Raw genomic sequence first — 20,588 nt, forward strand, 5'->3', positions numbered from 1 at the left:
CCGAACCCGTCGCTTACTCGTCACCGGACGATCCGGCAGTTTCACGTCGACCGTCGGGGGTCTCCGCGTCTTCGTGTTCAGCCGCAATTGCTTCGACGGTTTTCGCGTCGGGATCAACGACGACGCCGTACGCCTCGCGTGCGGTGTCCGCGTCGACGTAGCCGTCGAGAACGTCCGCGAGGACCGCGTCCGCGTCGCGCTCGGTTGGATCACCGAACCCGCCTCCGCCGGCGGGTTGAATGACGATCTTTTCCCCCGGCCGGACGGTCAGCGTCGTCTTCGACGGAATCAACCGTTCCACGCCATCGACGTCGACGTGGCGGTACTCAGCGGCGGCACCGGGTCGCCCACCGTCGAGACCGTACGGTTGCGTGGTGTCCCGCTCGGCGGCCAGAATGATCTCGGTCTCTCGATCGAAGCGCAGGACCCGACGTGCGGCACAGCCGCCTCGGTACCGTCCGGGGCCGCCCGTGTCCTCGGCGATGGTGAGCGACTCGACGGTCACGTACTCGTAGTCCTGCTCGATCCGTTCGATCGGCTGGAGACCGGTGTTGCCGACGCCGTTGCGGATCGCGTCAATCCCGTCACGATCGGGCAGCGCGCCCATCCCCCCAGCCATGACGGTGTAGTTGAGCGACTCGTCATCAACGGCCTGGTAATTGAGGACGTTGGTGCTCCCCTCGCCGGCACCGAACGCGAGTTCGGGATCAATCTCGGCAATCGCTCGGACGACGACATCGTAGATCCGGTACGTCGTTTCGTGGTTGCCGGCGACAACCGGCGCAGGATACTTCGCGTCGACGAGACACCCGGACGGGGCGACGACGTCGATCGGTCGAAAGGCCCCGGTCGTGCCGGGCGCTCCTGGATCGAGCGTCACCTTAAACGCGTAGTAGGTGGCCGTCTTTGTACACGACATCGAGGTGTTAATCCCCCCCTCGACCCGGTCCGCCGTGCCGGCGAAGTCGACCGTCAGTTCGTCACTTTCGACAGTCAGGGTCGCGCGAATCGGAAGTTGCCGGTCGGTGACGCCGTCGCCGTCCATGTAGTCCTCCGCGGCGTACTTGCCGTCCGGCAGGTCGGCGATTCGGCTTCGCATCCGCGACTCCTCGTTCGCGAGAATCTGGTCCATCGCGGCGATTGTCGCCTCGACGCCGTGGGTCTCGGCGATCTCGGTAAGGCGCTTTCGGCCTCGACGGACGCCGGCCAACTGGGCGTTCATGTCACCCGCGCGTTCGTCACGTCCGCGGACGTTGGCGAGTATCGTCTCGTAGAGCGCGTCGTTGCGCTCCCCGGCAGCGTACAGCTTTCCGGGGGGCACTCTGAGTCCTTCCTTGATTATGTGGCCGGCGTCGATCGCGTAGCTCGTCGGCGCGGTGCCGCCGACGTCGACCCAGTGTCCCCGAACCGCCGAGAAGCCGATGAGTAGATCGTCGACGAACACCGGAGCGGCCAGCAGGAAGTCGGGGAGGTGGTTGTTGCCGGAGTACGGGTCGTTCTGAACGAGGACGTCCCCCTCTTGGAGGAGTCGAGACCGCCGGTGCGCTCGATTGCGGCGGTCGTCGAGTCGACCATCGTGGCGACGTGCAACGGGATGACGCGTTCGCCCTGTCCGACGATCTCCAGGTTTGGACCCAGCAGCGCACACGAGAGGTCGCCGGCTTCCTGCCAGAGCGGAGAGTATGCCGCGTTCATCACCGTCGCCTGCATCTCCCTTGCAACGTCCAGCAGCTGATTCCGGACGACCTCGACGGTGACCGGATCGACGTCGGTCATCGCTCAGCCCTCCGGGCGACGAGGTGGCCATCGTCGTCGACCGTCGCATCGAACGACGGGGCGATCCACGCAGTCGTGTTCCGCGCTTCGACGATCGCCGGTCCGGACACCGAGGCGCCAGTGCCGAGCGACTCCCACTCGTAGAAGGGGGCGTCGACCGTCTCGTCGACGTCCACGCGAACCTCGCGCTCGCCCAGTCGTGCGTCGGCCGCGTCTCCCCCGTTAGCGTCGCCGCCGGTCCCGGCATCGCGGTTGGCGCCTGCACAGGCCCCCACTGCGCCGGCCGCGGTTAGCCGGAGATTGACGAGTTCGATCGGATTGGCGTCGTCCCGGAAGCCGTAGCGGTCGTCGTGAGCGCGCTCAAACGACGTCTCGAGTTCGGCGAGCACCGATCGGTCGACCGACGTTGAGGACACTGGGATCGTCAGGTAGTGAGCCTGCCCCTCGTACATCACGTCGAACGACAGTTCGAACGATCGGCCCGCCGGGGGCACGCCCTCGGTGTCAAGTTCGTCTCGCGCGCGTTCGAGGAGGCGCTCCACGGCGTCCGTGATGGCGTCCGGATCGGCGTCTTCGATCGTTGTCACCAGCGATCGGACGTACTCGTGGCGAATGTCCGACTCGAGCAGCCCCGTAGCGGAGAACAGTCCGGAGTTCGACGGGAACACTACCCTGTCGATACCGAGCTCGGTCGCGATGTCGCAGGCGTGGGCCGGGCCTGCACCGCCGAAGGCCATGAGCGCGAATTCGCGCGGATCGTTCCCCTCCTGGACGGTGACGACGCGGATCGCGCTCGCGAGTTTGCTGTCGATGACCTCGCGAACTGCGACCGCCGTCTCATTGACGCTCATGCTCAGCTGCTCCGCGACCGTTGACAGACTCTCCCGCGCGGCGTCCACGTCAAGGGCGACCTCGCCGCCCGCGAAGTTCGATGGGTTGAGGACGCCGAGTACGAGGTTTGCGTCGGTGACGGTCGGTTCGGTGCCGCCCCGCCGGTAGCAGGCCGGCCCCGGGCGCGCACCCGCGGACCGTGGTCCGACCTTGAGTGCGTTGACGTCGTTGAGCCAGGCGATCGATCCCCCGCCCGCGCCGACGGTGTTGATGTTCACAAACGGACCGTTGATCTTGAGACCGCGCACCATGCGGCGTGATTCCTCGACCGGAGCGCCGTCCTTGATGAGGGCGACGTCGGCCGACGTGCCACCCATGTCGAACGTTATCACGTCGCCCAAATCGGCGGTCGCGGCCACGGACTGGGACGCTTTCACGCCCGCGACGGGACCGGAGATGACCTGCGTGATCGGTCGCCGCGAGGCAACGGTCGGCTGCGCGAGACCGCCATCTGACTTCATGATATTGATAGTTCCCTCGACGCCCGCCGTCCCAAGCGCGTCGACGAGCCGCGAGAGGTACGTACTCACGGCCGGCTTGACGTAGGCGTCCGCGGCAGTGGTGGCGGTCCTCGTGTACTCCCGTATCTCGGGGGAGACGTCCGTGGAGAGACTGACGTCTATCTCGGGCGCGTGGTCGGCCAGAATCTCGCGAGCGCGTCGCTCGTGTTTCGGGTTGGCGTACGCGTGGAGGAAGCAGACGGCCGCGCTCTCGACGTCGCGCTCGCGAAGCGCGGCTGCCACGTCCGCGACCGCGTCCTCGTTGAGCGGCGTCACGATAGAGCCGTCGGCAGCCGTCCGCTCGGTCACTTCGAACCGGAATCGCCTGCGGACGAGCGGCGGGTGGTGCTCGCCGCGCGGGTCGTACAGCAGCGACGCGTCCCGGTACGCTTCGCCGATCTCGAAGACATCCCGAAACCCGTCGGACGTAACGATAGCCGTCTTCGCGCCGGTTCCCTCGATGAGCGTGTTGACCGCCACGGTGCTCCCATGATTGAAACTCTCGATCGTTTCGGGTTCGATTCCGGCTCGGGTCGTCGTCGCGTCAACGCCGGCGACGACCCCGCAGACGAGGTCCTCGGTCGTCGGCGTTTTGACCGTGTGAACGGCGTCCCCGTCGACGAGTACGGTGTCGGTGAACGTCCCACCGATGTCTACGCCTATGTGTGGCATGCCCCATACTGTGACAGTCGATTCAATAATTCTTCGCCTCAGTCACGTCCAGCTCGTCGATTGCGCACACTGCTCCGTGGATCGATCGGATCAGGTTGGAGGTGGTAATAAATACTAGCAGTACGACGGTGTGTTCATGAGTAACGACAGTACGAAACACGGCATTCGTCCGCACAACTGGATCTCGGCCGAGGAATCGTTTGACGAGATCGTCGAGTGGGTCGTCCGCGCGGAAGAACGGGGATTCGACTCCGTCCACGCTGTCGATCGGATGCTCTCGAAGGTGCCGCCGATCTACGAGACGACTGCCTACGAGGTGACGACAGCACTGACCACGTACGCGGCGCACACCGACTCCGTCCAGCTGGGACCGCTGGTGTACATCCTGCCGTATCGCAATCCGATCCAGGTGGCGAAGCAGTTCGCGGCGATGGACATCGCCTCCAACGGTCGGTTGGTGTTCGCCGTCGGTGCTGGCTGGAACGCTCACGAGTTCGAAGCGCTTGGGGTCCCTCGTCGAGAACGCGGGAAGCGGCTTGAGGAAGGGGTTGAGGTGTTAAAACGCCTCTGGACGGAAGATCACGTCGATCATGACGGCGACATTTGGTCGTTCGAGGATGTGTCGATCGACCCGAAACCGGTACAGGATCCGCATCCGCCTATCTGGTTCGGCTCGTTCGGTCCCGAGGTCGACGAGTTCACTCCGGTAATCGATCGAGTTCTCCGCCGTATCGGCCGTCTCGGCGACGGCTGGGCACCGCTCGTGTACTCGACCGAGGCAAAGGAGATGATCGACGCCGAGAAATTGGGACGAGCCTGGGAACGGATTGTGGACGGCGCTCGCGACAGCAATCGCGATCCCGAGGAGATCGAGATTATCTACTCGGTATGGCCGTACGTGATGGAAGACGAGGACGCGGAACGTGAGGAGTGCTACGAGGCCGTTTCCGGCTGGTTCGACGGAACGTACCAGGAGGCAAAGCGGACGTATCCGATCGGATCCGCCGAGGAAGTCGCCGACAGGATCGCAAAGAATGTCTCCGAACTTCCCCGGGTTGATCGGTTCATTTTCACCCCATTCAACTACGATCACGCGCAGATGGATCGATTGCGCGACGAAGTCATCCCTCGACTCGAGGAGCATATCGACTGATCAACTGATCGCCGATAGACCGATTCGCTGCGTCAACGACCGGTTCGGACGGTCGTGGTCGTCAGGTTCGAGGGCCAGTACTGATGGCGGTCCGCCTCGGTCCATCGATCCCGTTACCCGAGGGCGGTGGTAGCGTCACGACCAGATCCTGATCGCTCGGTCGTCTCTCATACCGCTCTGCAGCCGTCGCTCGCGACAGGAAAGAGGCCCAATTTAACTGATATAATAACAGTACGTAGAAATTGCAGTTTTCGAGTCGAAGTCATATTTGATATGAAATAATACGAAATAGAAGATTAGAATCTGATGGAGACGTTTATACCGGTGAATATTAACCAAATAGAAAATTTGACACAAGAAAAACAGCCTCTATGGCTGACGAAACAGCAGAAGTTATCAAAACGTTGTAGCGCCTGGTGAATACTCCCGGTTTCGCAAACACTTACGCCCGGGGAGCACAACCAACGATGATGAAGGTACTCGTACCGGTCAAGGAGGTTGCCACCGTCGAAGACGAGTTCGAAATCGACGGGACGACCATCGACGAGCGGTATCTCGGCGCCGATCTCAACGAGTGGGACGACTACGCCATCGAGGAGGCCGTCCAGCTCGAGGAAGACGGCGTCGTCGACGAGGTCGTCACCGTCACCATCGGCGACGAGGAGACCGAACAGACCATCCGCCAGGCGCTCGCGAAGGGTGCCGACCGCGCCATCCGCGTCTGGGACGACGCCCTCGAGGACGTCGACCTCCTCGACGTCGGCGCGAAGATCGCCATCCTCGAGGCGGTCGTCGAAGCCGAGGACCCCGACCTCGTCCTGACGGGCGTCCAGTCGGGCGACGACAGCTTCGGTGCGACGGGCGTCGCCCTCGCCGAAGCCGTCGGTTACCAGTGGGGCGCCGTCGTCAACCAGCTCGATCTGGAGGCCGGAGACGAGACCGCGTCGGTCCACCGCGAGCTCGAGGGCGGCATCGAGGAGCTGACCGAGATCGACGTCCCCGCGGTGCTGACGATCCAGACGGGGATCAACGAGCCCCGCTACGCCAGTCTCCGGGGCATCCGGATGGCCCAGCGCAAGGAACTCGACCACCAGACGCTCGCCGACCTGGGCGTCGAGGCCGACGCCGTCGCGGGCGACCTCCGACTGACCGCGATGTACGAACCCGAGAGCGAGAGCGACACCACCGTCTTCGAGGGCGGCGCCGACGAGACGGCCGCGCAACTCGCTGATCTCCTGCGGGAGAAGGGGGTGGCCCAATGAGCGATATTCTGGCCGTCGCCGAGCACCGCCAGGGCGACCTCCGCGACGTCAGTCGCGAGGTCGTCACCGCGGGCACCGAACTCGCCGGCGAAACCGGCGGCGACCTCCACGTGGCCGTCGTCGGCGGCGACGTCGAGACCTTCGCCGACGCGCTGAACCTCGAGGGCGTCGACACCGTCCACACTGTCGCCTACGGCGAGGAGTTCAACCACGACGTCTACACCCAGGCGGTCACCCAGCTGGCGGGCGAACTCGAGTCCGGCTACCTGGTGATGCCCAACAGCGTCAACGGGCTGGACTACGCGCCCGCGGTCGCCACGCGACTCGACGTTCCGCTCGTCACCGACGCCGTCGGTCTCGCGACCGAGGGCGACACGCTCGTCGGCACGCGCGAGATGTACGGCGGGAAGGTCGAGACGACCACCGAGGTCGACGCAGACCAGGTCGCGGTCACCATCCGCGGCGCCGAGTGGGAACCCACCGAGGCGGCGGGTGACGCCACCGTCGAGGCCTTCGACGCCGACATCGACGAGGACGCCATCGGCTCGACGGTGACGGGATTCGAGGAGGTCGCCGGCGGCGACGTCGACATCAGCGAGGCAGACCTGCTGGTCTCGATCGGCCGCGGGATCGAGGAGGAGGAGAACCTGGACCTGATCCGCGAGCTGGTGGAGGCGCTCGACGCGACGCTCTCGTCGTCGCGACCGATCGTCGACGCGGGCTGGCTGCCCGCCAACCGCCAGGTCGGCCAGTCCGGGAAGGTCGTCACGCCCGACGTCTACATCGCCATCGGCATCTCCGGGGCGGTGCAGCACGTCGCCGGGATGAAGGGCTCCGATACCATCGTGGCGATCAACACGGACCCGAACGCGCCGATCATGGACATCGCCGATTACGCGATTCACGACGACCTCTTCGACGTGGTCCCCGCACTGATCGAGCAATTCCAGTAATGTTCGATACCAGTGGGTTATTTTCGTGTTAGTGACTTCATCAGTTCGTTCAAAGAGATGAGTTCATCAGTGACATCCTCGTCAGGATGGACGAGTCGGCCACGTGCTCCAGCGGGGCGAAAGGTCAAGGACACCGTGAACCTGGCCGCATTGAGATTGTCAACGCCAAGTAGCCGCGATGAACATCTTCGACTTGGCTTCCTCAGTTTTGGCAGTGGACTTATAATCAATTGCAGCCTACGGCTACACAGACTTTCTTCGAGTTCTCTTTAAGCCGTATCATCTCAGAAGTCGGTTTCGTTCAGCGAACGGCTCGATAGTATAGTGAATTACGGTTTATCTCCTCCAAAGGGATAGGAAAGGGTATGTTGGGGATTTTTAGCCGACGCTGCATCAATATGGCACTCAAAATTCAACGAATCATTGATTCACTGATCGACGTCTTGCTTCGCGAGTTCGCGTATTTTTTCCTTCGTTTCGTCTCGATGCTCGCCGAATGCCACTTCGAAGACGCCGCGGTAGAAGTGTTTGTTCTTCTCCAGAGTGATGTCCTCTCGCTTGAGCTGCTTTTTCAGGCGGGTGAACGTGATCTCGATGTCCTCGCTTTGCTCAGGTTCAACATAGATCGTGGCTGAATCCCAATCCTTGCGGATGTTCAGCGGTTCGTCGTCTGTTTCTTCTATCTCACTTGCTGAGGAGTCTGTCTTTGCCGTGGAAGCGGTCTCCTCCTGCTTCGATTCTTGTTCGGATGCCGCAATTACTTCGCGCTCTTGTCCTTCTGATTCCGACGTCCTCGTGGTCTCTTCCTCAGTAACACCATCATCTTCTTCATCTGATGGATCCTCGAATCGCTCATCCATTCCTCGAGGCATATTTACACCTCCACCTGCGGTTTGTCAAATGCCCGTTCCATGGTCTCTGCAACCTCTACGAAGAGGTCGCGCTCTACCTGTTGGTCGTTCGCGTCCTCCCATTCGAAAATATCTTGCCCATTGTCCCAGGCGCGCTGGATTGCCACTCGCATCGGGAGTTTGAAAACCGGGGCCATCGATGCGAAGGACTCGTCGAATTCATCCAGGAATTTCTGTGACTGACCGTCGTCCCGGTACATATTCGCCAGAAGTCCGACGATTGCGATCTCTATTTGCTGGTTGTCCTCTATCGATTCCAGTTGATCCCACAGGTCGTCTAGGGCATCACGTGACGTAGCCTGGGTCTGTGCAGCCAGGAAGACGTTTTGCGCTGCGATGAACGCTGCGTCCGTCAAGACCGAGAGGTCAGGCGGACAGTCGATGAGGATGTAATCGTAATCGAATCCGTCCTCAACCAGTCCCTCGAGGGCGAGTTTCAATGAGAGACGGGCGTTCGCATCGTCCATCCAATCTCGAGCAAGACCCATGTCCTTGTGGCTCGGAACGAGGTCGAAGTTCAGGTGGTCGTACTCGTCGGCTTCAATCACGATCTCTGAAAGGCTCGTATCGTGCGTACGCGGATTGTCGACGAGAACGTCCAGGAGGTTCGAATCATCGGTAACAAGCGTGTTTGGAAGGTCATTCTTCGGACTCGAGGGGTCGTTCTCGTCGCCCGGCCCCAACCCAAGTCCCTTCGTCATGTCGGCCTGTGGGTCCATATCGATTGCAAGGACATCGTGGCCACGAGTGCCCAGCGCCGCTGCGCTGTTAATCGTCGCCGTTGTTTTTCCGGTTCCACCTTTCTGATTCCCGAAGGCAATCGTCGGGATGCCAGTCGATGGCGTAACACCCCATCCGCGAGGTAATTCGGACATGATTGGATCATTGAATCAATGACTCATAAATCCACGTCAGACATTTCGCTACGTTTCAGCTCTGCCTCTTCTGTTGTATGTCGTGGATACAGGTGCTGTATGCCGTAAATTCGGGAACTGGACGTACCTCACTGATTCATTGATTCAGTGATCCATGGCTTCCTGAACTCATTACATCACGTACTCATTTACTCCCCGATCTGTATCCCTGGAGATTGCTGAGCTCTCGATCTATGGCTCCACGCCTTTCTCGATCCACAATCTCACTGATTCATGGAATCAATAAGTTTGGCGTAAGCTATTGGATTTTCAAAGTCAGATGCTCTGTGAATCAGTTATTCACGATCTCTGGGAATTGTTGAGTCACTGATTCAGTGATTCATGGACTCGGTGAATCCAGTGAATGGTTATTCGATTCTTGGAATCAGTGATTCTGTGATTCAGCTGTTCAAGATATCATGTAGTCCCTTAATCACTGCTTCATCGGTTCATTGAATCATTGATTCAGTGATACTGCTATAGTGCTGCAGCTATCCTGGAATCAAATAGTCTATGATTCTGTTATTCAAGATATCATAGAATCATTGATTCCCTGAGTCACAACTTCATGGACTAATGGCCAGTAGGGGTTTGCTATAGCATTTACTCCTCCCGAGGGTCCTCGATCCATTCACTCACCTTCCACTATTCGTGGGTTCGAGGAATCACTGAATCACTGAATCACTGATTCATCAATTCACGGCTCACTAATTCAATATCCCAGCAGAGACTTATTGGTCGAGAGTATCAGAAGCGATTATCTCCCTCTGAAGGCTGCCTTCAACTGTTCCTGCATGAACTCTCTGCGCACTTGACGAGACCGCGAATCGGAAAGATAATTTTGCATAACCACCCGAGGATCGCTACTACCTTGCTCTGAAGCGATTTCGTCGACACCCTCGAGAACGCCCTTGAGGACCGTTGTATAGGTATCGTACCAAAAACGACGACAGAGCTGCGGACTCGGCCGTTCTTCTTCGATTCGGTCAGGGAGACCCGCCTTCGATGCAAGAGTCTGGAACCAGTTCCGGATCGTATCCCGCGTTACGTGTGGTGTTTTCCCCTGTGAAGATGGAAACAGGTACCCTGTCCACGTCTCATCGTCCGCTAGCTCATCGATTCGGGAGTCGAGCAGGTCTAACCCGAAGAGTAGAGACACTTCACCAGGTCCGTTCTTGCGGTTCTCGAACGCGATGAAGGGGACGTCGTCTGCAGGGACGTTACGATGGAACTGCGAGATATGGAGTGCGGCGACCTCGCTTGCTCGAAGTCCCCAGCCCGCTAATGCCACTGTAACAGCTGCTCTCGCGTCGACGTTGCCTCCTGCATCAGTTTCCGAATATGGTCTGCTGAAAGAGCTGGGGTCGAGGACTCTTCGGCTTCCCATTTGAATTCGTCGTAGAGACCGCTCGCCGGATTTATCGAGGCAATCCGACGTCCCACAAGATGCTGGTACCAGGCGTCGACGACCCGTCGCACACGCTGCAGGGTCTGGCCGCTGTATTCGTGTTCTGCTCCCTCGTTCAACCAGTCGAACGCTGCATAACACGCGTCAACGGCTTCGTAGGCTGGTGTCTCTCGATCCCGTTGAATCGGTGTGAGTAGGTCGTCTGTGTCGTTCGCTTTCCTGTAGGCACGGACGTAGAGGTTCAGCCGCGTTCGGAGCGCGTCGACGGATGACTCCGCCAGACTGTATCGGGATTTTCGGCGGTCGAGGAACTCTTCGAGAGCGTCGATTGTTGCTTCGTCTGCGGTTGCCCACGAGTAGCCCTCGTCATCATTACCAAGCCCGAGATCCTCTTTCCAGAACTCCCCGAAGGAACGGTCGTGATGGCGTCGGAGAGCTGCGAGGAACGCCCGTGCGTCGTGATCCCGAAACCACTTATGGGCCGGCTTCTCGCACGTCGGATCGATCCCCTCTGCCTCGAGGCATGGGGCGATCTCCTCCCAGTACAGGTCTGTGAAGTCCTTGAGCGAACACGACGTCCATCGAATGTCGTCGAATGAAGGTGCCCGAACCACATCGGTCTCCCTCTCCTGATCGGCATCTAATTGGCTCATTGGAGCGTTCTCTGTGAGTGTCGACTGCTCGTGACCGTACTGAAGAAGAAATTGGCTAGAAGCCTTCTCGCGGTCCGGTAGTGCGATTCTAAGAGTGACATTTTCAGCTTGCTTAGCGTATTAGTTGAATCTCTTATTAATTTGTGGGTTCGGCTGACTGGCAGAGTCTGCTAAACCCACGCCAAAACGGCGGAGATAGTGTGTTCGGGTAATAAACTCTATGACGCGATATGCTTTCCATCCCGATCGAATTCACAGAGTTTCGGAGGATGGGCTAGTTTTGGGTCACATCTCCGTCGGCTCGTAGTTCTTCTCACCTGAAAAGGGTCGATATCGAACCTTCATGGGCGTAGCTATCGAATAGACGTGAGGAATTGCACAGGTTCTTGCGCTGTTAAACAGTGTTGCCACTCCCGAGCAGCTGACTCGGGGAGCTCAGCTGGTTAGTCGGGCGGGATAAACGCCGAGAACTTGTTCCACGGTCGTCTGTTGGAGCATGTATTCGGATCACGCCACGGGAGATCGTGGCGTCCATTGTCAGCGTACCACTCCAGTAGGATATCGACAATTTCGTTGCCGCCACCATCGCACATACGAGTCCCTGGTCCCTCCATCATACTTAGAAAGTCAGCCGTCTCCGGAAGATGGTGTGACTCAACCACGCACTCAGTACCCGAGTCCTCGAAATTCACTGCGCCAGTAGAGCAAAAACACGAAAACGGAATCACGACGAAGGTATTTAGAGATTATTGCCTCGTAGAGGCACGAATGCAGCGGCATGCAGCTATGATTTCAGCGCTGTTACGACTTCGTCCACGGTGAACAACCGCAGATCGTCTCGTTCCTCGGCAGCGTCCTCTACGGTCTGGGTAAAGCCGCTTCGAGAGAACAACGCGTATTCGTGCTTCCGTTCTCCACCACCGGATGGCGCCCATCGAAGTTCATCCACGTGAGTTCGAAGCTTCGAGAACGCGTCGTAATCCAACGGTGACCGCTGGAATTTGCACTCTCCAGCGATCAACGCGTCCTCGTTCGTCAGACCCACGACGTCGACCTCGTGCTCCTGATACCACCACTGACCGACGTCCGTGATCGTATACTCTTGATACAGCGTTCGAAGAGCGGAACCGCAGAGATCTTCGAACGAGTCGCTTACGAAATTCGCCAGTTCCGGTTCGATGAGCATCTCGTACGCGTCGTCTCCGAAATCCTCGTACCTGTCACCGCTCCCGTAGACGAAGTGGAACCAGAATCGGAAGAACTGGTCACGGATGCGATAGCGGCTTCGCTTGGTCCGCTCCTTTCGTTCGGTAATCGGAACGTGTTGCTCGACCAGTCGCAACCGAGAAAGTCGATTCAAATATTTTGATAGTTGATTGTAATCGATACCCGTCGCTCCAGAGATCTCGTTTCGACTCGTACTTCCGCCTGCGATCGCTTCCAGAATTGAAAAGTATCGTGTCGGCTCCGTGAGTTCCATTCGGAGAACGTAGTCCGGTTCGTCGTGCAGCGTCCCGTGCCGGGAGAGGATCGTCCGTTGAATGTTCTCTCCGAGGCTCCCCGTCGGATCCACTTCTTCGAGATAGTACGGAACGCCACCGAAGACGCCCCAGGTGAACACCTGCTCGTTAGCGGTGTAGCTCCCCGAGAAGAACTCCATCGCCGCATCGAACGGAAGCTGTCTAACATCTAGTTTTAGTGACGAACGACCGTAAAGTGGACTGTTTCCCAGCAGCGCGGCTTCCTCCATCATACTGATCGACGAACCGACGATGACGAACGTCGCACTGGAGTCGTCGAGTTCGTGATCGAACATCGCTTGCAGAACGGAGGGGAGGCTTTCGTCTTGTTCAACCAAATACGGAAACTCGTCGAGGACGACGATCGCGTCCTGATCTGCGAGATACCCGAGGATAGACTCCCACTCTTCGCGGATCCGCGTAATCCCTGGGTCCACGTCCGAAGCGACCTCAACGAACTGCTGGAGCTGTAACGCACTCGTTTTTTGCTTCGCCTGATAGACGATGGCCTCGTCGCATCCTTTGAGAGACTGCTTGACGAGTTCGGTTTTCCCGAGTCGTCGTCGCCCGAAAATCACTGCCAACTCCGCCTCATCCGACTCGTAGAGGTTGTGAAGGCGCGAGAGTTCCTCCGTTCGGTTCACGAACCCAGGCATAGTCTCCAATACCGTATCCTCGAATATAGTACTTCTCATAATCATACTCTAAAGTATCGTACTTCAAAGTACGTTACTCGATTGCTGGCACAAAATATCGGGTCTCCACAAACCAATCGTCGAGCCGTTGAGTCACTTGGCGTTGAAGTAAGTTCCAGATGCACCCTCGGGGAGTTGAAGCCTGGGCCAGCCCGAGTTCGGCGGAGGTAGATTCGTTCCAGATGCACCCTCGTGGGGTTGAAGCCACGTGATGGATCTCGACACGGTCTCCGAGCTCTTGGTTCCAGACGAACTCTCGTGAGGTTGAAGTGGCACCCGCAACAACGATGACGAGCGTTGGGCTCGTATCCAGCACACCGAGAAGGGTGCTTAAGGTGATGTACGGCCAGAAGAGCGGCTGGGCCCGCCCTCAGTTTGTGGTCACTTCCAGTAAGTTTTTGAACAGTATATCCGTGCGGTATACTATGTCGCGCCCCCAACTCACAGTAACGGATTTTGGAACCGAGACGGACTCTGGTTACGTCATCGTCGAGATCACTGCGTTCAATGCCGATCCAAGCGACCTCCCTCCACACATCGACCCAGAGGATGTGTTATTCGGTGCCGACGAGTTCGCAGAGATCATCCCGCTTCTTCACGAGATCGAGGAATACGATTCCGCTGCGCGACTTGAGATTGAGCGCAGGCACCTGGACAGCAATCCAGCGCACACGATGCGCTTCACTGTGGGTGAGTTGACAGAGATCGCGATGTCGCTGGCAATCGCAGCAACTGTTGCGAGCTACCACGAGGAGTTCGAGAGTCACCGGAGTATCGTCGCATTCGGTGGACTGATCACGCGTGAAGTCGACGCACCACTTGACGAGACGTTCCTGGAGAAAACGTTCACCGATCTTGTCCCCTACGAGGAGGACAAGTCTATCGATCCGTTTGCAGTGATCTCTTCGAAACAGAGTCTCCACTTCCTCGATGACGACGGCGAGCCCATACCCCGCCACGAGCGCGAGCGAATCGAGTACTACGATGCTGAGAAGATGGAGGGGAAAACGCCTATTGAAGAGCTGTTCGAAGAAGATTTCTCGCCTAGCGACATTTCCTAGTTTACCTCTACTCGGCGCAACTCACACATGCTCGTGTTCCAGACGAACCCCACGTGAGGTTGAAGCCCTATCGCGGCGTTCGTGCTCATGTACCGACTGTAGTTTCAGATGTACCCTTGGTGGGGTTGAAGGCTGGCGTGGATGGTCGTGACGTAAGCCTGGCCGCTGGTTATAGACGAACCCTAGTGGAAGTGGTTCCGTCGACGACCGCAACGATGGGGCATGGCCGGCATCCAAGGCGTCACTGACTAAGCTGGCTGTAGCTACGAGCTCGCATACAAGGATCTGGTCGCCCGATCTCAACCCGGGCGATGACGTCCGCGAGGTGATGCTCGAGGAGGAGCAACCCGTGTTTTCGGTCTAGCAAATCCAGCAGTTTCTCGACTCCACCGTCTCCGATAAAACGGTCAGGAGACGATCAATCCACGTATTCCGATACTGTCATCTGTCGTTCGCCTTTCGCGTGTCGGAGGATACTCCCACCCACAACCTCCGCAAGTTTCGGCGGTACGGCGTTCCCGATCCACTGACCGAGTTTGTTGAGACCAATCTCGTCAGCATCTTTCCCGTTCAAGAACTGGTAATCGTCTGGGAACGTCTGTAGAATCGCGCCCTCACGAATACTTAGGGCACGATCTTGATCGGTGTCGTAGTGGCCGAAGCGGCCGCTCCCGTAGTTGTAGAACTGCGTGGTGATCGTCGGTGCTGGCTCGTCACCTTCCATGCGACTGTACGGTGCCTTGTACGTGATCCCACTGTCCTTTTGGTGGCAATCGGCTACTGGGTCTCCCCGTCCCTGGGCCTCCCAGTCCGTCCAATCGCCACCGGGCTTCGAGATCTCGATTCGTTCGATGTTCTTCTCCTCCAAATTGCGAGCTCTGTGTAACGGATCGTCTTCGTGCTGTTCACCGGCTTCGATCGGCGGGAGATGGTCTATACGATCTGCTACCGTAAGGTCAGACTCCGGATCGACGTTAGCTCTCTTTGGCGGATTGAGTTCGATAGGGCCCGCTCTCGATGCGAGCGTTATCCACCGTTTTCGTTGTTGTGGGATTCCATATTCCGGACAATAGACACCTCGTTCGTCGATCTCGTTGAAGTAGTAGCCAGCGTTCTCGAGCGTATCGACGAGGTCGTGGTACTCGCCGTCGTCTCGAACGCCATAAACGTTCTCCATGGCGACGATGTCCGGTTGCACCTCGTTCACGATTTCGGCGAATGCGGTGACGAGACCCGCCTTCTCGTGGGGAACCTCCGAATCGACGAGAGTCGAGTAGGGTTGACACGGTGGTCCACCGGCGATGACGTGAACGTCCGCAGACTCGTCGAACAACTCACCGACCCACCCAGGTTCGTCGCGTGCGACCTGCTTCAGGTCCTTGTGATAGAATTCTGCGTCGTGGTTAGCTTCGTACGGGGCCTCACAGTCTGGATCAACGTCGACACCTGCGACAACGTCGATGCCGGCTCGTTCGAGACCCTCGGTGAATCCCCCAGCACCGCAGAAGAGATCGACAGCAAATACGTCGGGATCCTCAACAGACATGTGATTTTCAATGTCGCTCCCACTCATCGTTCTTACGAATCTGCCGGTCAGGAGTTAATGCTACCGCCGCCAACAACACGTTTCTCGAAATCATCCTCAGCTGATATCCGTCCTGTGTACACGGCGGGCGTCCAGCACTCTCGATATCGTGCATAGTGTGGCTTCTAACACAAGCGGTTGTTGTACGTAGCGTAGGGCTGATTCTCGATAATTGCGGTAGCCTACAATGCAGAGACAAATTCAATAGGGTTCCAATCTGAATTTGAGTTGTGGCTGATCCGACTCGTGAACGCTTTCGGCAGGGGATCCTACAGTGGGCCGAGGACAACCTCCGTGATTTTCCGTGGCGGGAACCAGATAGGACTCTGTACGAGGTGTTCGTTGCCGAGTTCTTTCTCACGCAGACACCAGCCGAGAACGTAAGGAGTGTCTATCCCGATTTTCTCTCGAAGTACCCTACTATCGAGAGACTGGAAGAAGCCCCTCAAGACGAGATAGAGGAGGTAATTGAACCTTTGGGATTTCAGCGGATGCGCGCCGAGGCACTCACAAGGATAGCCGATCGAGTAGACACACTCCCGGCAGACGAAGACGAGTTACTGGAGCTCCCTCGAGTTGGCCCCTACGTCGCGAATGCGACGCTCTGTTTCGCTCTGGATCAACCACGTGTGATCGCGGACCGGAACGTAGTGAGGGTCTACGATAGAGTCTTCAGAGAAGAGTTCCCGGAGAAAGAGAGCGAGCGACGGGAATTCGCTACCGAGATGCTGCCCGAAGACGGGAGTGTCGCTCGCACCTACAACCTCGCACTGCTCGACTTCGGCTCTCGTCTGTACGAAGCGTTCACCACGTTGTGCAAGTTGTTTCGCGAACGAGTACTGTTCGTACTACCGTTCGAGCACCGAGGGCGAGTAGCCACCTCGAGCGGCGCCAATCGGGTTGCCTATCTCGAACCCTACCGCACGTCCCAGACGATCTCACGCATCATCTGCTCGACGTCGGCCTGAGTCAGTCCCTCGAGTTGCACACTCGTCAGCGAGTGATTGAACTGATTGGTCGCCTCGTCGATTACTGAAGATGGCTCGTCCTTGAGCACCTCACAGACTGCTACAACTGCGGGGTCGTACCGAGCGAACCACCTGTCGAACACCTTGTTGACGATCGTCTGGTTGGAGAAGACGCTCTCCGTCAGCGAGTAATCGTCTGTCTCCTCGTCGTAGGTGAGTTCGGCGATCCACCACAGTCGATGCAACGCGTTCGAATATAGGTCCGACCCCGCGCCTAGGAACTTCTCCCGCATCGCCTTCTCCGAACGGTACTCCCACCGCTGCCAAACGAACTCGGGGTGCTGGCAGATTGCCAGCCAGTGCCAGAGACCCGGATCACCCGCGGTTCGATAGCTCAAATCTAGACACCGGTGAATGTCCTCTGCGAGTGCTTTGTCCATCGAAGTGTCGAACCGGGAGTGTTCGTCGACGACAGTCTCGACCTTCTCGTCGAGAGTATCTAAGTCGGCGGTCGGTTCTCCCGGCATCGGCTCGACGTACCCCGAGAGCTCTTCCTCGTCGATCTCTTCTTCGCCTCTCAAGAACGGCTCGCCTACTAGGCGCCGTCCGTCCTCGGTCAACCGGTGGAGTATACGATCGGTCATTTTAGATCTTGAGGCCCTCTTCCATGAGATTGATCAGTTGAGTCCTTGGTTCGAGGTAATCTTGCAGTTCACGGTCGATACGTGACATCACTTCTGGGAGCGAGTCCGGATCACGAACGTCCCGGCGGAGCGCGAGTGCTGCTTCCGTGGTATCGTCGGTCTCGTAAATATCACGGGCGAACGACTCGAGGACGGTCTGTTGCCACTGATGTTCTACCTCTCCGCTGTCGTCGACTGCACACCCTGCGCGTAATATGAGTTGGGTCCACACGGGGTTAGCGATCTGGTCCAGAAGCACGTCTCGCATACGAGGTTCTGCGCCGACGGACCCCTCCGATTGGAGGATGTCCGTGATACGAGGGTAGTCCGTGTTGAGCCACAGTTTCGGCCGTGCTTCGTTTCGGAAGTCGAGGTAGTAGATTTTCTCACCATCGGGGAGGTGAGGTGTCTGAGAGAAACTGACCTCTTCACCGTCGATCCACGCTTCTCCCTCGTCTTCAATGGGGTCCACCAACGCAGTGAACGTCTTTCCACTCGCCACGCGTAGATGCTCTTCTGTCGCGTACTTCCCGTCGTGATCCGTCGACTCTGTCCGTACGAGATGTGGCCGGAGTTCCACCTTGTCCCGGAATTCGTCACGGTCGAGTTCGATCCCGAAACCGTAGCTCTGTGGCTCTACTGGTGGTTCTCGTACCACTACTTTGTCGCGGTAAATCGTCTCGTGGCACTGGATCACCACGAACAGCCTCGCAGGCGGCGCAGATCTCTCATCCGGTGGAAAGAGGCTCTCGACGGTAGACTCCGTCAGCTCCACTGAACCGAACAGTTCTACCGTCTCCCACTCGTCTCGGTCTTCGTCCGGTGGAATCGGGATCGTCGTCTGACCTGCCTTGAGCTCCAAGGACCGTTTTTCACTCCCGTCAATCGAGTATTCGTCGAGTTCGAAACTCAACCCGTTGCCGAGATAGGCGTGGGGGAGTGAAGTCGTACGGTAACGTTGTGACAATCGCTCCACGGTCACTCACCTCTCCGAGTTCTTAGTTCGGCTCGAATGTCTAACCGCGTTTCTCCCACCGTAACTGTCGAAGAGTCTCCGTCCCCGACCGGGTAAGATTCGCCCTCGAAGTCGATCTCTGCAGCCCCGTTCTCTGCTACGAGTCTGGCAATTCCATCTTCGTACTCTTTCGTGACGGCGTCGTCGGACGTCCAGACCGATTCGATCGGCACCTGCCCGTAGGTCCCGCCGTCTTCACCGACCCCTTTCATCGAGATGTCGACACTCCACCCTTCGAACTCGTCTTCGGTGACCTCGATTCGGCCCTCGAAGGTCCACCGGCCGTCCTCGAACGACGAGGTGCTGTCGATGTCGAAGACTGTAGTGGGCTCGCTGACGGATCGGCGGTGGTTCCTGACGTCGTGGATAGGAAATCGTTTGCGCACTCGTCGAGAGAGTGACTCCCCACTACCGTCGCTCCGAGCGATCAGGTGTCGAAGCCCATCACGGAGCGTACCGAACATGTCGTCCAGTGCTGTTCGGAACCCTCGCCTGTACTTTTCGCGTAGGTTTTCGGTGGAGATCCACTCGTCGTGTTCGGGTGGTTCTGCGTAGCGGAGGAAACGGTCGATCTCCTGGTCTGCTCTCGTCGATAAACCGTCGTGTCGTGCCTCACCACACGCGAGTACGGCGTGGAAGTCTCGATCTCCGAATGCAACACGGCTTTGGTCGTGATATTTGACGACCATTCCCGCTCCCCGAAAGAGAGCGACTTTGTTGAGATAGGTGCCGTCGTCGGCAGGTGAGGCGAGACGGGCTGCGAGTCTGACACTCCCGTCCGGAGTCTCGGTCTCGTCTGCTCGAGCTGGAAGGTTCATCGGGACGTCTACACCGGCGACGTCTCCGGGTTGGTCCAAGGTACCCTGGCCCTCGTTCCTCTGCTCGAAGCACTCCACGAAGGGTTGGATAGCGGGTACGTTCTCGACACTCGCCTCGAACTCGTCTTCCGGCGTCTCGATCGTGACACGCAGATCTCCTCTCTGCATTGCCGGCCAGAAGTACTTGACTGCGGCCTCTACGAACTCGTCTGCCAGATCTTCGATCTCCGGTCTGGTGTCCCGGGTCGGATCCCGGTACCCGACGACCATGATACTGGTGCCGCTCCCCTCTGGCCGCTCCAGGTAGAGTCGATTAGCCAGATTCACTGCGTCCGCTCCCCAGATCGACGCAGGACGGATCCCCTCGTCAGTTTCCAGTGGATTGCAGAACCATCCCGCGCCCTGGTAGGTCACGTCTCCGAGTTCGTGGGTCGGGAGTTTCGTTCGGCCTACGAATCGGGGCGGGACCACTTCGTCGGGAGTGGTGACTGGTGACGAGTTGAACAGTACTGTCGAAGCACCGGAGAACGTCCACAAGACAGATTTACCGAGTCCGTACGACCCACCAGCAGTATCTCCCTGCTTGCTACTGTAGAGCTCGTCACGCACGAGCGCGGCGTAATTCGAGTCCTCGGACCATCGTCCCGTGAGGCCAGTCGTATTTCGGTCTTCGATCACCAGTAAACGGAGTTCGGCGTCGGAATCGGCGAGTCGTTCCAGAAATCGATCGTAACCTCTCCCTGTATCTCTATCCGAGACGGTCTGGAGACGGTCACGCAGACCCGTCTCCCAACCGATCCTTTTCAGAAAACCTTCGCGTTCATCTCCGGTGAGAGTGAGAAAGCGAAATCGGATCTCGACAGGCTCGTCGTTGTCGAGTCGCTGGTCGTTGGCGTTCTGGATCACTTCCCTGACGAAACTCTCCGTGTCGTGGTCCACAGCGTGTTTCGTCGGGTCGTCACCGTACCGCGGCGCACCTGGTCCACCACTGAAGAAGAACCACTCAGAAACGGTGTCAGGAACATTTTTCACTGTTGTCATATATGTGTATTCGAAGTAGCCGTCTGAATCTATCTCGTGAGTTGTAGCCTCGAGCCATATGATACTTCCCACTATCGTCCACTCGTCTCCGTTGTCACTACCTTAATGT

Annotated in this window: 14 protein-coding genes and 2 pseudogenes; 5 read left to right on the plus strand and 11 right to left on the minus strand. The window is 58.2% G+C overall.

Going from position 1 to position 20,588, the window contains the following annotated elements:
• Positions 1 to 13: 13 nt before the first annotated feature.
• The 3 genes and pseudogenes from ACFQS4_RS01265 to ACFQS4_RS01275 all read right to left on the minus strand — a co-directional run bounded on the left by ACFQS4_RS01265 (position 14) and on the right by ACFQS4_RS01275 (position 3,839).
• Positions 14 to 1,648: a hydantoinase B/oxoprolinase family protein gene (locus ACFQS4_RS01265; protein WP_497903296.1), complete on the minus strand. Its 1,635-nt coding sequence runs from the start codon at positions 1,646 to 1,648 to the stop codon at positions 14 to 16.
• Positions 1,552 to 1,776: pseudogene (locus tag ACFQS4_RS01270) on the minus strand (hydantoinase B/oxoprolinase family protein); the annotation flags it as partial. The gene ACFQS4_RS01265 and the pseudogene ACFQS4_RS01270, both read right to left, overlap by 97 nt.
• Entirely contained in the window at positions 1,773 to 3,839 is a 2,067-nt protein-coding gene (locus ACFQS4_RS01275) for a hydantoinase/oxoprolinase family protein (protein ID WP_497903271.1), read from the minus strand. The pseudogene ACFQS4_RS01270 and the gene ACFQS4_RS01275, both read right to left, overlap by 4 nt.
• A 136-nt stretch (positions 3,840 to 3,975) precedes the next feature.
• Between ACFQS4_RS01275 and ACFQS4_RS01280 the strand changes: the two genes are divergently transcribed.
• From ACFQS4_RS01280 to ACFQS4_RS01290, 3 genes are all read left to right on the plus strand, one after another.
• Positions 3,976 to 4,992 (plus strand): LLM class flavin-dependent oxidoreductase, encoded by a 1,017-nt coding sequence (locus ACFQS4_RS01280; RefSeq protein WP_497903272.1) that lies wholly within the window; start codon positions 3,976 to 3,978, stop codon positions 4,990 to 4,992.
• A gap of 470 nt (positions 4,993 to 5,462) precedes the next feature.
• Positions 5,463 to 6,254, plus strand: a complete 792-nt coding sequence (locus ACFQS4_RS01285) for an electron transfer flavoprotein subunit beta/FixA family protein (protein WP_497902496.1) — start codon at positions 5,463 to 5,465, stop codon at positions 6,252 to 6,254.
• The gene (locus ACFQS4_RS01290; protein WP_497903273.1) at positions 6,251 to 7,207 is read left to right on the plus strand and encodes an electron transfer flavoprotein subunit alpha/FixB family protein; all 957 of its coding nucleotides are present in this window, start codon (positions 6,251 to 6,253) and stop codon (positions 7,205 to 7,207) included. Before ACFQS4_RS01285 ends, ACFQS4_RS01290 begins: the two co-directional genes overlap by 4 nt.
• Before the next feature lie 428 nt (positions 7,208 to 7,635).
• Here ACFQS4_RS01290 and ACFQS4_RS01295 read toward each other — a convergent pair whose 3' ends face one another.
• The 4 genes and pseudogenes from ACFQS4_RS01295 to ACFQS4_RS01310 form a co-directional block, all read right to left on the minus strand.
• A complete protein-coding gene (locus tag ACFQS4_RS01295; RefSeq protein ID WP_497903352.1) occupies positions 7,636 to 8,067 on the minus strand; it encodes a DUF8160 family protein in 432 nt (143 codons plus the stop codon).
• A 14-nt stretch (positions 8,068 to 8,081) separates the two neighbouring features.
• Positions 8,082 to 8,993: a ParA family protein gene (locus ACFQS4_RS01300; protein ID WP_497903274.1), complete on the minus strand. Its 912-nt coding sequence runs from the start codon at positions 8,991 to 8,993 to the stop codon at positions 8,082 to 8,084.
• Positions 8,994 to 9,789: 796 nt separating this feature from the next.
• Positions 9,790 to 11,093: pseudogene (locus ACFQS4_RS01305) on the minus strand (tyrosine-type recombinase/integrase).
• 784 nt (positions 11,094 to 11,877) lie between these two features.
• A complete protein-coding gene (locus ACFQS4_RS01310) occupies positions 11,878 to 13,269 on the minus strand; it encodes an ATP-binding protein (RefSeq protein ID WP_497903276.1) in 1,392 nt (463 codons plus the stop codon).
• A 308-nt stretch (positions 13,270 to 13,577) separates the two neighbouring features.
• On the opposite strand from ACFQS4_RS01310, the gene ACFQS4_RS01315 reads away from it, so the two are divergent.
• Positions 13,578 to 14,369 (plus strand): hypothetical protein, encoded by a 792-nt coding sequence (locus ACFQS4_RS01315; RefSeq protein ID WP_500191890.1) that lies wholly within the window; start codon positions 13,578 to 13,580, stop codon positions 14,367 to 14,369.
• Positions 14,370 to 14,787: 418 nt separating this feature from the next.
• Here the strand turns inward: ACFQS4_RS01315 and ACFQS4_RS01320 are convergent, their stop codons facing one another.
• Positions 14,788 to 15,915 (minus strand): DNA cytosine methyltransferase, encoded by a 1,128-nt coding sequence (locus tag ACFQS4_RS01320; protein WP_497903298.1) that lies wholly within the window; start codon positions 15,913 to 15,915, stop codon positions 14,788 to 14,790.
• 269 nt (positions 15,916 to 16,184) lie between these two features.
• Here ACFQS4_RS01320 and ACFQS4_RS01325 point away from each other — a divergent pair, with 269 nt between their 5' ends.
• On the plus strand, positions 16,185 to 16,922 hold the full coding sequence (locus tag ACFQS4_RS01325) for an endonuclease III domain-containing protein (protein WP_497903299.1): 738 nt from the start codon (positions 16,185 to 16,187) through the stop codon (positions 16,920 to 16,922).
• Here ACFQS4_RS01325 and ACFQS4_RS01330 read toward each other — a convergent pair.
• The 3 genes from ACFQS4_RS01330 to ACFQS4_RS01340 are packed head-to-tail and all read right to left on the minus strand — an operon-like array spanning position 16,871 to position 20,479.
• Positions 16,871 to 17,566 (minus strand): DUF6339 family protein, encoded by a 696-nt coding sequence (locus ACFQS4_RS01330; RefSeq protein ID WP_497903300.1) that lies wholly within the window; start codon positions 17,564 to 17,566, stop codon positions 16,871 to 16,873. The two genes, ACFQS4_RS01325 and ACFQS4_RS01330, sit on opposite strands and share 52 nt — an antisense overlap.
• A gap of 1 nt (position 17,567) precedes the next feature.
• Entirely contained in the window at positions 17,568 to 18,587 is a 1,020-nt protein-coding gene (locus tag ACFQS4_RS01335) for a hypothetical protein (RefSeq protein ID WP_500191893.1), read from the minus strand.
• Positions 18,584 to 20,479 (minus strand): hypothetical protein, encoded by a 1,896-nt coding sequence (locus ACFQS4_RS01340; RefSeq protein ID WP_497903283.1) that lies wholly within the window; start codon positions 20,477 to 20,479, stop codon positions 18,584 to 18,586. The genes ACFQS4_RS01335 and ACFQS4_RS01340 overlap by 4 nt, the downstream gene beginning before the upstream one ends.
• Positions 20,480 to 20,588 lie beyond the last annotated feature (109 nt).

Source organism: Saliphagus sp. GCM10025317 (assembly GCF_042663665.1).
Classification (GTDB): Archaea; Halobacteriota; Halobacteria; order Halobacteriales; family Natrialbaceae; genus Natronosalvus.